Origin of the sequence: Pseudomonas sp. 43A (assembly GCF_013363935.1) — a bacterium.
In the GTDB taxonomy this organism is placed as follows: Bacteria; Pseudomonadota; Gammaproteobacteria; order Pseudomonadales; family Pseudomonadaceae; genus Aquipseudomonas; species Aquipseudomonas crudilactis.
In genome coordinates, this window is record NZ_CP054880.1 from 1166596 (window position 1) to 1179600 (window position 13005).

The 13005-nt window shown below is 60.3% G+C and carries 14 protein-coding genes; 9 read left to right on the plus strand and 5 right to left on the minus strand.

Annotation, left to right across the window (positions count from 1 at the left end):
• Positions 1–67: 67 nt before the first annotated feature.
• From ribE to HUW52_RS05145, 8 genes are all read left to right on the plus strand, one after another.
• Positions 68–544 (plus strand): 6,7-dimethyl-8-ribityllumazine synthase, encoded by a 477-nt coding sequence (gene ribE, locus HUW52_RS05110; protein ID WP_003228649.1) that lies wholly within the window; start codon positions 68–70, stop codon positions 542–544.
• Complete coding sequence (gene nusB, locus HUW52_RS05115) at positions 541–1041, plus strand: transcription antitermination factor NusB (protein WP_016984114.1); 501 nt, start codon at positions 541–543, stop codon at positions 1039–1041. The genes ribE and nusB overlap by 4 nt, the downstream gene beginning before the upstream one ends.
• Before the next feature lie 27 nt (positions 1042–1068).
• Positions 1069–2034 carry a thiamine-phosphate kinase gene (gene thiL / locus HUW52_RS05120; protein ID WP_175553111.1) on the plus strand — a complete coding sequence of 322 codons (966 nt, stop codon included), beginning with the start codon at positions 1069–1071 and terminating at the stop codon, positions 2032–2034.
• Positions 2031–2534, plus strand: a complete 504-nt coding sequence (locus HUW52_RS05125) for a phosphatidylglycerophosphatase A (RefSeq protein ID WP_007910933.1) — start codon at positions 2031–2033, stop codon at positions 2532–2534. Before thiL ends, HUW52_RS05125 begins: the two co-directional genes overlap by 4 nt.
• A gap of 37 nt (positions 2535–2571) precedes the next feature.
• Positions 2572–3309, plus strand: coding sequence for an ABC transporter substrate-binding protein (locus HUW52_RS05130; RefSeq protein ID WP_016984116.1), 738 nt, complete (start codon positions 2572–2574; stop codon positions 3307–3309).
• 245 nt (positions 3310–3554) lie between these two features.
• Entirely contained in the window at positions 3555–4172 is a 618-nt protein-coding gene (gene ribA / locus HUW52_RS05135; RefSeq protein WP_016984117.1) for a GTP cyclohydrolase II, read from the plus strand.
• Positions 4169–4588: an MFS transporter gene (locus HUW52_RS05140; RefSeq protein ID WP_175553112.1), complete on the plus strand. Its 420-nt coding sequence runs from the start codon at positions 4169–4171 to the stop codon at positions 4586–4588. Before ribA ends, HUW52_RS05140 begins: the two co-directional genes overlap by 4 nt.
• Positions 4588–5388: a cobalamin-binding protein gene (locus HUW52_RS05145; protein ID WP_175553113.1), complete on the plus strand. Its 801-nt coding sequence runs from the start codon at positions 4588–4590 to the stop codon at positions 5386–5388. Before HUW52_RS05140 ends, HUW52_RS05145 begins: the two co-directional genes overlap by 1 nt.
• Positions 5389–5499: 111 nt before the next feature.
• Here the strand turns inward: HUW52_RS05145 and HUW52_RS05150 are convergent, their stop codons facing one another.
• The 5 genes from HUW52_RS05150 to HUW52_RS05170 all read right to left on the minus strand — a co-directional run bounded on the left by HUW52_RS05150 (position 5500) and on the right by HUW52_RS05170 (position 11923).
• Positions 5500–7383, minus strand: coding sequence for a TonB-dependent receptor domain-containing protein (locus HUW52_RS05150; RefSeq protein WP_175553114.1), 1884 nt, complete (start codon positions 7381–7383; stop codon positions 5500–5502).
• A 165-nt stretch (positions 7384–7548) separates the two neighbouring features.
• The gene (gene dxs / locus HUW52_RS05155) at positions 7549–9447 is read right to left on the minus strand and encodes a 1-deoxy-D-xylulose-5-phosphate synthase (RefSeq protein ID WP_175553115.1); all 1899 of its coding nucleotides are present in this window, start codon (positions 9445–9447) and stop codon (positions 7549–7551) included.
• Positions 9448–9538: 91 nt separating this feature from the next.
• On the minus strand, positions 9539–10426 hold the full coding sequence (ispA, locus tag HUW52_RS05160; protein ID WP_016984122.1) for a (2E,6E)-farnesyl diphosphate synthase: 888 nt from the start codon (positions 10424–10426) through the stop codon (positions 9539–9541).
• Positions 10423–10665, minus strand: a complete 243-nt coding sequence (locus tag HUW52_RS05165; RefSeq protein ID WP_003228627.1) for an exodeoxyribonuclease VII small subunit — start codon at positions 10663–10665, stop codon at positions 10423–10425. The genes ispA and HUW52_RS05165 overlap by 4 nt, the downstream gene beginning before the upstream one ends.
• Before the next feature lie 112 nt (positions 10666–10777).
• Positions 10778–11923, minus strand: coding sequence for a Fic family protein (locus tag HUW52_RS05170; protein ID WP_016984123.1), 1146 nt, complete (start codon positions 11921–11923; stop codon positions 10778–10780).
• A gap of 278 nt (positions 11924–12201) precedes the next feature.
• Here HUW52_RS05170 and HUW52_RS05175 point away from each other — a divergent pair, with 278 nt between their 5' ends.
• On the plus strand, positions 12202–12993 hold the full coding sequence (locus HUW52_RS05175; protein ID WP_150706804.1) for a YfaP family protein: 792 nt from the start codon (positions 12202–12204) through the stop codon (positions 12991–12993).
• Positions 12994–13005: the final 12 nt, after the last annotated feature.

Sequence of the window (13005 nt, forward strand, 5' to 3'; positions counted from 1 at the left end):
TTCGCGGCAAATAAATCACTGAGGGACGCGTAGCAGACGCGTCCCGGCTCTTTAAGAGAACTGACGAATGACCCTGAAGACCATCGAAGGTACCTTCATCGCCCCTAAAGGCCGCTACGCTTTGGTAGTGGGCCGCTTCAACAGCTTCGTGGTTGAAAGCCTGGTCAGCGGTGCAGTTGATGCCCTGGTTCGCCACGGCGTGAGCGAAAGCGACATCACCATCATCCGCGCACCTGGCGCCTTCGAAATCCCGCTGGTAGCGCAGAAAGTCGCCCAGAAAGGTGAGTTCGCAGCCATCATCGCCCTCGGCGCGGTCATTCGTGGCGGTACTCCGCACTTCGAATACGTGGCAGGCGAGTGCACCAAGGGTCTGGCCCAAGTGTCCATGGAGTTCGGCGTGCCGGTCGCTTTCGGCGTCCTGACCGTTGATTCCATCGAGCAAGCCATCGAACGTTCCGGCACCAAGGCCGGTAACAAAGGTGCCGAAGCTGCCCTGTCCGCTCTGGAAATGGTCAGCCTGCTGGCACAGTTGGAGGCCAAGTGATTAGCGACGAAAGCGATCGTTTCAACCCGCGCGAACCGCGTCCAACCGACGCCGGCAAGCCTTCGAAAAGTGAAAAGCGCCGTGCTGCCCGTCAGTTGGCGACTCAAGCGTTGTATCAGCGTCACATGGCCAAGACTTCGCTGAACGAAATCGAAGCGCAGTTTCGCGTCGACAACGATTTCACCTTCGCCGATGCCAGCTACTTCCACGATATCCTGCACGGTGTTCCGGCCAGTCTGACCGAGATCGACACTGCGCTGGCACCGTGCCTGGACCTGACCATCGAAGAGCTCGACCCGGTTGAACTGTGCGTACTGCGCCTGTCGACCTGGGAACTGCTCAAGCGCGTCGACGTGCCGTACCGCGTGGTGATCAACGAAGGGATCGAACTGGCGAAAGTCTACGGTTCCACCGACGGTCACAAGTTCGTCAACGGTGTGCTCGACAAGCTGGCACCGCGCCTGCGTGAAGCTGAAGTGAAGGCGTTCAAGCGCTAATCGGCGCTTGAATCCTTTGTCTCAGCCATGGGCGAGTTTGAGCTGATCCGTAACTTCTTCGCCGCCGCGCCTTGTGCGCAGGGCGGCGAAGGCGTTGCTCTGGGGATCGGCGATGACTGTGCCTTGCTCGCTGTTCCTTCCGGGGAGCAGTTGGCGATCTCCACCGATACGCTGGTGGCCGGTGTGCATTTCGCCGATCCCTGCGATCCGTTTTTGCTCGGTCAGCGCTCGCTGGCCGTCGCGGTCAGCGATCTGGCCGCTATGGGCGCCACGCCTGTTGCCTTTACCCTTGCCCTGACTGTACCGACGGTGACCGCCGATTGGCTGCAAGCCTATGCCCGCGGTTTGAACCGTATGGCGCAGAGTTGCGGCGTCGCGCTGGTCGGTGGCGACACCACGCGCGGGCCGTTGAGCCTGACGGTGACCGTGTTTGGTCGCGTGCCTGCGGGTCAGGCATTGACCCGCAGCGGTGCGCAGCCGGGCGATTTGCTCTGTGTCGGCGGTGAGCTGGGCAATGCGGCCGGCGCCTTGCCTTTGGTGCTCGGTCAGCGTGACGCCGAGCCTGATATCGCCCAACCGCTGCTCGATCATTACTGGTCACCACAACCGCAACTCGCCCTCGGTCAGGCCCTGCGTAGCAAAGCCACGGCGGCGCTGGATATCTCCGATGGCCTGCTCGCCGATTGCGGCCACATTGCGCTGGCCTCAAAGGTGCGACTTGAGATTGAACGCGAGCGCGTACCGCTGTCGGATGCATTAGTGGCGTTTCTCGGTCAGCGCGGCGCCGAGCGTGCAGCGCTGAGCGGTGGCGATGATTACGTGCTGGCGTTCACCCTGCCGTCCGTCGAGTTGCCGGCGCTGCTGGCCAATGGCTGGCCGATCCATGTGATCGGTCGCGTGGCCGAAGGGCAGGGCGTGGTGCTGCTGGATCGCGAAGGGCACGACATCACCCCGCAAACCCGGGGCTATCAACATTTTCAGGAGACACCGTGACAGATCACCCGAAACAGGTTCCGGCCGAATTCGTTCCGCCGTCGGTCTGGCGCAATCCCTGGCATTTCCTCGCGTTCGGTTTTGGTTCCGGCACCTTGCCGAAAGCCCCGGGCACGTGGGGCTCGTTAGTTGCGCTACCCTTTATCCCGTTGTGGCAGATGCTGCCCGACTGGGGTTACTGGCTGATGCTCGGGATCACCATGCTGTTCGGCTTCTGGCTGTGCGGCAAAGTCGCCGACGATCTGCGGGTCCACGACCACGAAGGCATCGTCTGGGACGAAATGGTCGGCATGTGGATCACCCTGTGGCTGGTACCGGAAGGCTGGTACTGGTTGCTCGCGGGTTTCCTGGTGTTCCGCTTCTTCGATATTCTCAAGCCGTGGCCGATCCGCTGGATCGACCGGCACGTGCATGGCGGCGTCGGCATCATGCTCGATGACGTGCTGGCCGGTGTGTTTGCCTGGCTGGCGATGCAGGGTCTGGTGTGGATTTTCGCCTGATTCCGAGGGATATCAGGGTCAAGTGAGGGGACTAGGGATGGCTCGACGCTGTTTGGCGCTGGTGTTTTTTGCTTTGCTGGGCACGGTGGTCAGTGCGCAGGAAGCTGCGCCGACGCCGGCGGTCATCCACTTGGCCAGCGAAGACTGGGAAGACTACACCGCCGCCGACGGCCATGGCCTCGGTTGGGACGTGTTGCGCAAGGTGTTCGAGCCGGCCGGGGTAAAGCTGGATATACGCACGGTGCCCTACACCCGTTCGGTAGGGCTGGTGCAGTTGAAGGAAGTCGACGCACTGGTCGGCTCTTATCGTGACGAAGCCGAAAAGGTCTTGTACCCGCACTGGAATTTCGATTCCGATCACATCTACGCGCTGGGCTTGGCGAGCAACCCGGTGCCGACCCAGGCGACGCTGGGCAAGTATCGACTGGCCTGGGTACGCGGCTATCGTTACGAAAACTACCTGCCGAACATCAAGCGTTACAACCAGATCGAGCGGCGTACCGGGATCCTGTCGATGCTCAAGCAGGGGCGGGCGGATTACTACATCGATGCGCTGACCGAGATTGAAGCGGTGGTGAAAACGGCGACGGATCCAACGCAGTATCGCTATTCGCATCTGATCGAGTTGCCGCTTTTTCTAGGCTTCGCTGACACTCCACAGGCACGGGCGCTGATGGCGCTGTATGACCAGCGTATGGAGCAGTTGGTGAAGAGCGGCGAGTTGAAGTCGATCTTCGAGAAGTGGAAACAGCCGTATCCGTTCAACTCGAACTGAAGGTCTGCACAAATCCCCTGTAGGCCTTCGCCTGCTCGCGATAGCGGTCTAACTCAAACATTGATGTGGCTGACACACCGCTACCGCGAGCAGGCTCACTCCTACAAGGGAGCTGCGGCGTCCATGAGGTAGTTATCAAACTTTTTGATCGTTATCCCCGATAATTCAGCCTAAGCGCCGGTAGGAACCTGCTGTTACAATGCCGGCCTGCGAATTTTCAGACTCTTTAGATCAGGAGCACACCGGTGCCTGTCGTCTTTGTCGCCGCTTCCAAGCTGCCAACGCCTTTTGCGCAATTCACCATGCACGGTTTTCTCGATGAAGCCACCGGCCGCGAGCACGTCGTGCTGAGCCTGGGTGAAATTGCCGACGGTGCCCCGGTACTCGGCCGTTTGCACTCCGAATGCCTGACGGGCGATGCCTTGTTCAGCCAGCGCTGCGACTGCGGCTCGCAACTGGAAGGCGCGCTCAAAGCCATCGCCCGTGAAGGCCGTGGCGTGTTGCTGTACCTGCGTCAGGAAGGTCGCGGCATCGGTCTGCTGAACAAGATCCGTGCCTACGAGTTGCAGGACGGCGGCGCCGACACCGTTGAAGCCAACGAACGTCTGGGCTTTGCCGCTGACCAGCGCGACTACGCCATGTGCCTGCCGATGCTGGAGCACTTGGGTGTGAAATCCCTGCGTCTGATGACCAACAACCCGCGCAAGGTCAAAGCCTTGACCGACATGGGCATTACCGTCGCCGAGCGCGTGCCGTTGCACACCGGTCACAACCCACACAACAAACTCTATCTGGCAACCAAGGCCAGCAAGCTCGATCACATGATGGGCAACGAGCATCAGGGCGAGGTTGATCGCGCGTGACTCGCGGTCAGGTGCGGCGCCGGTTGTCGGTCGATTGGTGGAAATACCTCGCACTGGCGCTGGTGCCGTTGTTTGTCCTCAACGCCCTGTTCGGCCAGGGCGAAGGGATTCTGCCAGTACTGGCGATGCCGTTTTTCATTGCCGGCGTCGCGTCGATGTTTGTCAGCCTGAAGTTCTTCGGTCGCTACAAACATGCACTGATCGCTACGCAAAAATCCCTCGATACCCCGGATGAACCGGCCGCGTGGATTGCCCTCGCTGCGCGTCGTCGTGCGGCTTTTCTCGTCGCAGCCTTGCCGGCGTGGATCGGCGCACTGGCGGTGTTTGTCGGTCTTGAAGCCGTACCGTTGATGCTGCTGGCGTTGTCCACGGCGGTACTGTTTTATCTCTACCGTATCCCGCGTCAACTCGGCTGATGCGCGGTCTGTGGCTGGCGCTTCTGCTGCTGGCCGTTAGTGGTCCTGTGCTGGCGCAACTGCGGGTGGTCAGCCTCGCGCCGTCCCTTTCTGAAATTGTCGTTGAACTGGATTCGGCTGATCTGTTGGTCGGTGTGCTGGATGCCGGGGAGCGTCCTGCTGAAATTGCCAACGTCCCCTCTGTCGGCCGCTATGGCCAACTCGACATGGAACAACTGCTCAGCCTCAAGCCTGATTTATTGTTGCTGTGGCCCGGCAGTGTCGGCCCTGCGCAGCGTGATCAGCTCAAGCGTCTGGGCATCCCGACCTTCGTCGCTGAACCGCATTCCCTTGAGCAACTCACTACCCAGATAGAAGCCATTGCCGCGCAATTGGGGCGACCTGAACGTGGGGTGAAACGGGCTTCGGAGATGCGCAAACAACTCGCAGAGCTGCGCCAGCGCTATCGCCGGGACGTGCCGTTGCGGGTGTTTTATCAGGTGTGGGACAAGCCGCTGTACACCGTCGGTGGCGGGCAAATCATCAGTGATGCGCTGGAAGTGTGCGGGGCGCGCAATGTGTTCAGCGATCTGAGTCTGCCGGCGCCGCAGGTGAGTATTGAGGCGGTGTTGCAGCGCGATCCAGAGGTGATTCTGGCGAGTGATCGGGCGCAGCTGAATGCTTGGAAGGCGTGGCCGCAGGTAGCAGCGGTGAAGCAGGCAAAGTTACTGTTGGTCACCGACAAAGGCCTTGAGCGCCCAAGTGGCCAAATGATCAGCGCTACCGCCAAACTCTGCCAATTGATCGCGCCTGACCGCTGAAACCGAGGTGACTTCTTCGCGAGCAAGCTCGCTCCCACAGGGGGATTGCATTCCAAATGTGGGAGCGAGCTTGCTCGCGAAGAGTCCAGCCAAAACACTGCAAATCTCAGGTCAAAGCTCAGGGGTCCAGGTGACACCAAACATCCACACCCGACCTTCTTCGCGATAACCATACTGGCTGCCGTCATAGCTGTAGTTCGCGCGGCTGTAACCCTTATCAAAAACGTTATCGACCTTCAGATCCAGCTTGATCTCCCGATTCAGCGCCCAACTGCCGCGCAAGCCGAACAGCGCATAGCCGCCCAGCGCCTGCGTATTGTCCTTATCGTCATAACTGCTACTGACCGCCTGCCAACTGGCGCCGAGGCTGGCTTGATCAAATTGTCGATCGAGATCCCAGCTCAACGTCCGCCGCGCACGCCGGGCCAGCGTGTGCCCGGTATCGCGATCGCGCGGATCAATGATCGAAACGCCAAGATTGCTCTGCCAGCCGAACAGTTCCTGCTTCAGCGCCGCTTCAAAACCGTTGATCCGTGCCGAAGCGACGTTCTCCGGGCGTGAGTTGCTGCCGAAGATGATCGCGTCTTCCAGGTCGGTACGGTAAATCGATGCTTCCAGGCGGCTGCTGTCGCTCAACTGACTGCGCCATTGCAGCTCGTAGCTTTTCGAGGTTTCCGGTTTCAGGTCCGGGTTGCTGAAGTCCGGGTAGTACAGGTCGTTGAAGGTCGGCGCGCGGAAGCCTTCGCTGTAGCTCAGCAGCAAATCGTTATCCGGGTTCAGCGGCAGGGTGAACGTGCCGCTCCAGGTGTTCTGGCTGCCGAATTGCTGGTTGTCGTCATGGCGCAAACCCAGTTCCGTGGAGAAGCTGTCGGCCTGATAACGATGCTGGATGAATGCGGCACGGTTCCAGCGGCTGTCTTCGTCGAATGCGGTGCTGCTGTTGACCCGGTCTTCGTACCAGTCGCCGCCGAGGATCAGGCTGTTACGGGCGTCCAGCGTCAGGTCATTCTGCCAGTTCACCGAGTCGCGGTAGGTGTTGAACACCGTGCGTTCGTCACTGAGTTTGTCGAGGGTCTTCTCGCGGTTTTCGGTATGGCCGAACTCGACGCGGGTTTTCCAGGTTTCATTGACCCGAGCATCGACGTAACTGCTGACACTGCTGACGTTGAAATCGCTGTAGGGCTGCTGCTGGTAGGACTGATCCGTCGCGAAGTCATATCTACCGAACGGATTGTCGAACTCGCCCTTGCCCCGGTTATCCAGCAGATTGGCGCCGACTTCGATGTCATCGGTCAGCGCATGGCTGAGGCTCAGGCTGACGGATTTATTGCGGTAGGCGTCATGATCGCCATCACTTGGATACGACTCGTGAGTGCGGTCAATTCCGGCGGTTTCATCCAGGCTGGCGCCGAGATTGAAGCGGGTTTTGTCATCGCCCCCGGACAAGCCGAAACTGCGCTCCCACGTCTGGTTGCTGCCGAAACCAACGTGCATCCGTGGCTGCAAGCCTTGCTCAGTACCGCGTCGAGTGAAAATCTGAATCACCCCACCAATCGCATCGCTGCCGTAAATCACCGAGCGCGAACCGCGCAGCACTTCCACCCGTTCGATCTGCTCGATGTTCAGGTGCTGCAGGTTGCTGTCACCAGAGGTCGAACTGCCGATGCGCTGGCCGTCGACCAACACCAGACTCTGCGCCGACTGCGTGCCGCGAATGTAAATGCCCGGCAGACTGCCGCGCCCACCGGTCTGCGCCACTTGCACGCCGGGCACGCGCCGCAGCAGATCAGGCACGTCGCTCGGTTGCAGGCGGTCGATGTCTTCGCGGGTGAACACCGTGTTGGCGGCGCTGCTGTCGTTGCGGGCTTCGACCTGGCGGTTGGCGGAGATCAGCGTATCCGGCAGCTTCAGCGCCTGATCACGCTCGAAGTTGTCGGCGAGGGCGTTGGCGGATGGCAGCAGGAAGAAGGGCAGGGCAAGGCGCGAGAGTTTCATCAGTGGTCCGTTGACGCGTAGAGCGGATTCAATTTTGTCAGTCACACAAACCACTGTGGGAGCGAGCTTGCTCGCGAATACGGTGTGTCAGTCAAAAATGACTCGACTGACAGTCCGCTTTCGCGAGCAAGCTCGCTCCCACAGGGTTTTGCACCGGTATCGCGATTACTTGTTGAGCAATTCCAGACGCTCACGAATCGACGCTTCGATCCCGGCCTCATCCAGCCCGCACTCAGCCAGCATCTGCGCAGGCTTGGCGTGTTCGACGTAAACATCCGGCAAGCCCAGATGCAGCATCGACTTGAGGATGTTCTCCCGCGCGAGGAATTCGCTAACCGCACCACCGGCGCCGCCCATGATCGCGTTCTCTTCGATCGTCACCAGCAGCTCATGGCTGCCGGCAATCTCGCGCACCAGCGCTTCATCCAGCGGTTTGACGAAACGCATGTCGACCACGGTGGCATCAAGCTTCTCAGCGACTTTCAGCGCCTCGGCCAGTTGCACCCCGAACACCAGCAAGGCGACTTTGCTGCCCTGACGACGGACGATGCCCTTGCCGATTTCGATCGGCTCGAGGTCTTTCTCGATAGTGGCGTTCGGGCCATTGCCGCGTGGATAACGCACCGCCGCCGGGCCGTTGTACAGATGGCCGGTGGTGAGCATTTTGCGCAGTTCGTTTTCATCGCTCGGCGTCATGATGACCATGCCCGGGATGCAACGCAGGTACGACAGATCGAAGCTGCCGGCGTGGGTCGGGCCGTCTTCGCCGACTAAACCTGCACGGTCGATGGCGAACAGCACATCGAGGTTTTGCACCGCGACGTCATGCACCAACTGGTCGTAACCACGCTGGAGGAACGTCGAATAGATCGCCACCACCGGTTTCGCACCTTCGCAGGCCATGCCGGCAGCGAACGTCACTGCGTGTTGCTCGGCAATCGCCACGTCGAAGTAGCGCAGCGGGAAGCGTTCGCTGAACGCCACCAGATCCGAGCCTTCCTTCATCGCCGGGGTAATCCCGACCAGACGTGGATCAGCTGCCGCCATGTCGCAAAGCCATTCACCGAACACGGCTGAGTATTTCGGCCCGCTGGCTTTTTTCGGCGCAGCGGCCGGAGCGTCCAGTGGTTCGAGTTTGGTGATCGCGTGGTAACCGATCGGGTCAACTTCCGCCGGGGCGAAGCCTTTACCTTTCTTGGTGACGATGTGCAGGAACTGCGGGCCTTTCAGATCGCGCATATTGCGCAGCGTGGCGATCAGCGTTGGCAGGTCGTGGCCGTCGATCGGGCCGATGTAGTTCCAGCCCAGCTCTTCGAACAGCGTGCCAGGAACCAGCATGCCCTTGGCGTATTCTTCGGTACGACGAGCGATTTCCCAGGCGCCGGGCAGGCGCGACAGGACTTTTTTGCTGCCCTCGCGCATGCTCGCGTAAGTGCGGCTGGAAAGGATCTTTGCCAGATAATTCGACAGACCGCCGACGTTGCGCGAAATCGACATGTCGTTGTCGTTGAGGATCACCAGCATGTTGGCGTTCACTTCCGGCGCATGGTTCAGCGCCTCGAAGGCCATGCCGGCGGTCAACGCGCCATCGCCGATCACGGCAATCGCCTTGCGATCGCTGTTCTGCAGGCGGGCGGCAATGGCCATGCCCAGCGCAGCGCTGATCGAGGTGCTGGAGTGGCCGACGCCAAAAGTGTCGTACTCGCTCTCGGCGCGACGCGGGAACGCGGCAATGCCGTCCTTCTGACGCAGGGTGCCCATGCGCTCGCGGCGACCGGTGAGGATCTTGTGCGGATACGCCTGATGCCCGACGTCCCACAGCAGACGGTCGTCCGGCGTGTCGAAGACGTAATGCAACGCGATGGTCAGCTCGATCACGCCCAGGCCGGCACCGAAATGCCCACCGGTCTGACCGACCGTGTAGAGCAATTCCAGGCGCAACTCATCGGCCAGGGTTTCCAGCTCGGCTTCGCCTAACCGGCGCAGGCCGTCCGGCGTATTCGCGCGGTCGAGCAGGGGCGTGGTCGGGCGCTTGCGGGGAATCTCATGAAACGTCGTGGGCATCAGGCGAATCGTTATAGGTATAAAAGATGCGGCAGTTTACCTGATGCATCGCCCCCTGCCCACGCGTTGGTCTTTTTTGGCGGATACGCCGTCAGTTGCGCCGCTCGACGATATACCGTGCCAGCTCGCGCAAGGGCTCGGCGGCCGCGTCAAACGGTCGCAGGGCGTGCAGGGCCTGATCGCGCAGTTCCAGCGCGTAGGCCTTGGCAGCGTCGAGACCGAGCAGCGCCGGGTAGGTCGGCTTGTCCCGAGCAATGTCGGCACCCTGGCGTTTGCCGAGGGTGGCGGTATCGCTTTCGACGTCGAGGATGTCGTCCTGTACCTGAAAGGCCAGACCAATGGCCTGTGCATAAGTCTGCAGGGCCTTGAGTTCGTCCTTCTCGGCGCGGCCGCTGGCCAGAGCACCGAGTTTGACGCTGACCTCGATCAGTGCGCCGGTCTTGTGCCGGTGCATCTGCTCGAGGGCTTTCTGATCGAGTTTCAGGCCAACCGAGCCGAGGTCGATGGCTTGACCGCCGACCATGCCGGCCGGGCCCGCAGCCTGTGCCAGCGCAGTGACCATTTGCAGGCGGATGTCGCTGCTGCAATCGCTCAGACGCGGGTCGAGCAGGGCGCTGAAGGCCAGGCTCTGCAAACCGTCACCGGCAAGAATCGCGCAGGCTTCATCGAATTTCTTGTGGGTGGTCGGCTGGCCGCGACGCAAATCGTCGTCGTCCATCGCCGGCAAATCATCGTGAACCAGCGAATAAGCGTGGATCAGCTCAACCGCGCAGGCCGCGCCGTTGGCTTGCTCAGCCTTGCCGCCGAGCGCTTCGCACGCCGCGTAGGCCAGCAGCGGTCGCACGCGTTTGCCGCCGTTCATCACGCTGTAGCGCATGGCTTCGTAAAGCCGCGCCAGCTCCGGCAATGGCGCGTTGAACTGAGTTTCCAGCGCTGCGTTAACCCGGGTCTGACTCGTCGCCGTATACGCTGCAATCATTCTGGCTGTTCCGCGTCGAAGGGTTCCTCGGCGAGTTCGCCATCGCGCTCCAGCAGCACTTGCACCTTCTGCTCAGCCTGCGCCAGCGCTGCCTGGCAGTCACGAGTCAGACCGATGCCTTGCTCGAAAGCGGTCAGCGAGTCTTCCAGCGACAACTCACCGTTCTCCAGACGCTCGACCAGTGTTTGCAGGTCGGCGAGAGACTGTTCGAAATCCAGTGCAGCTTTTTTGCGGGCCATGGCGGCGATTTCCGGTTGACGTTAAACCGGCGCGACACTAGCAGATAGGGGGTTTATGGGCAAATGGGCGGGCCGGCTCCCAAGGACAGAAATGGCTCTGTGCTGGGTGAGATTAATGTGTAGCTCTGTCGGGATAGTTGATCTGATAGCGGGTGCTACGACCCCCTCCCGGCAAGCGTTGAAGGCAACCTTTCTCCAGCAACTCCGCAAGGTGTCGGGTTGCTGTGGCCTTCGACACTTTCGCCACCGCTTGATATTGCCCGGCACTGATGCCGTGCTCAAAGCTCCGCTCGCCGCCGTCGAGCAGACGATTGAGCACTTTGACCTGCTCCGCCGAAAGTTCGGACTCGCGGTGTGCCTGCCAGAAACGCGTCTTGCCCAGCACGCTTTCAATGCGGGTGATGGCTTGTTGCAGACTGCGTAGCAAGGTTTGCAGGAACCATGTGAGCCATTCAGTGATGTCTAGTGTGGCTTTTTGACTCGATTCCAGAATCCGATAGTAGCCGGACCGATCATCCAGAATGCTCGCCGACATGGCGTAGAAACGGATGGCTTGCGCTTCGCCCTGCGCCAGCGCCAGATCAGTGATGGTACGGGTCAGACGGCCGTTGCCATCGTCGAACGGATGCAAGGTGACGAACCAGAAATGGGCGATGCCCGCACGAAGCATCGGGTCCAGTGCTGTCTGATGCTGGCTGGCCTCGAACCATTGGAGAAATTGGTCGAGCTGCTGCTCAAGACCTTGGCGAGGTGGCGCCTCGAAATGAACTGTTGGACGATCAATGCGACCCGAAACCACCTGCATTGGCTCGTCACCGCGTAGCGCACCCACATGCATTGAGCGCGCAGTAAGGTCAGCCTCTTGATCGGGAAACAGCCATTGGTGCCATTCCAGCAAGCGCTCCAGTATCAACGGTTCGGCAAATCGACGGGTGGCATCAAGCATGAGTTGCGCCAGACCTTCACTGCGTTGGCTGACTTTATCGCCGTCGATCAACTCCAGGCCCAAACGTCGCGCCAAGGATGACCGCACGGAGCCGACATTCAGTTGCTCACCTTCGATGGCCGAAGACGTCACGATATTCTGCAAAAGGGCGTCCAGTTCGGTCTGAGCCCCCAAAGAGTCACCTACCGAACCGGCCATACCCATCAACTGACCTTGGGCCTGTACACACTCGCGCAACAACGGTGCCAGGCGTTCCGCCTGCCAGTTGAAGTCGGGCCAATCGGGCTGCTGCCAGATCCAGTAAGTTGCCATTCGTTGCCTGCCTTGGGTCCGTGAGCCGAATAGAAATGCTATTCGGCTCATTTTGTGAGCCGAATATGAGGCCTATTCGGCTCACCGTCCACCGGATTGGCTTGATTCCTACAGCAACAGCACATGTATCTGATTGTTAAAAAACCGCCGAATCGCTAATCTTCGCGCCTTCTACGACCCCATAGTCACGGGTCTTTCAGACGAAACGCAGTTTTCACCGCTGTGAAGTACCGAGGATCGGGTGCAAGGTTTCGTTCAGGCATGGCAGGAGGCATTACATGCGTTCATTTCTTTGGCTACTGATCGGCCTGGCCTGCGCGCCCACGCTGTGGGCCGCGCCGAGTGCTGAACTGTCCGAACCGGTCGGTGGCTGGCGCTATCACGGCTTGCTCGATCGCACGGAAAACCCGCAAGTCGCCTATCCCACGCCGCCGATTGATCGCGGCATCCAGCGCAATCGCACGATGATCCAGGGCCAGCTCAAGGCCATCGGACACATGCGTCCGCCGCACAGTCTCGCGGTGAATGGCAATCCACTGAATCTGTACACCGACGACCAGGGTCGTTTTGCCCGGCCGTACGCGTTCGGCGCCGGCTCCAACAGCGTCGAGGTGATCAGCGCCGAAGGCCAGTCGCTCAAGCGCGTGCAATTTTATGAAGCAAACAATTTGCGCACGCCGGCACGAATTCGTCTTGTCTTGGGATGGGATGATCCGAAAGCCGAACTCGATCTGCACATTGTCACGCCCGATGGCCAGCATGCGTTCTGGGCGCGGCCGGCACTGAGCAATGGCGGCGGTCTCGACCCGGATGGCGTCGATGGCCCCGGCCCGGAAATGTTCACCATGACCGCGCCGCTGCATGGCACCTATCTGGTTTACGTCAACTATTGGGGCAACTTCGGCAACGGCGGCTATAACTTCGAGGAGACCAGCAACCAGAACGAGGTGATCACCTCGCAAATCACGCTGGTGCTCAACGAAAACACCGTCGACGAAAAACGCGAAACGTTCATCGTGCCCCTGCGGGCGATCGGTGATCTGCTGTTGGTAAAGACTTTCAACTATTAATAAGCATCCCGC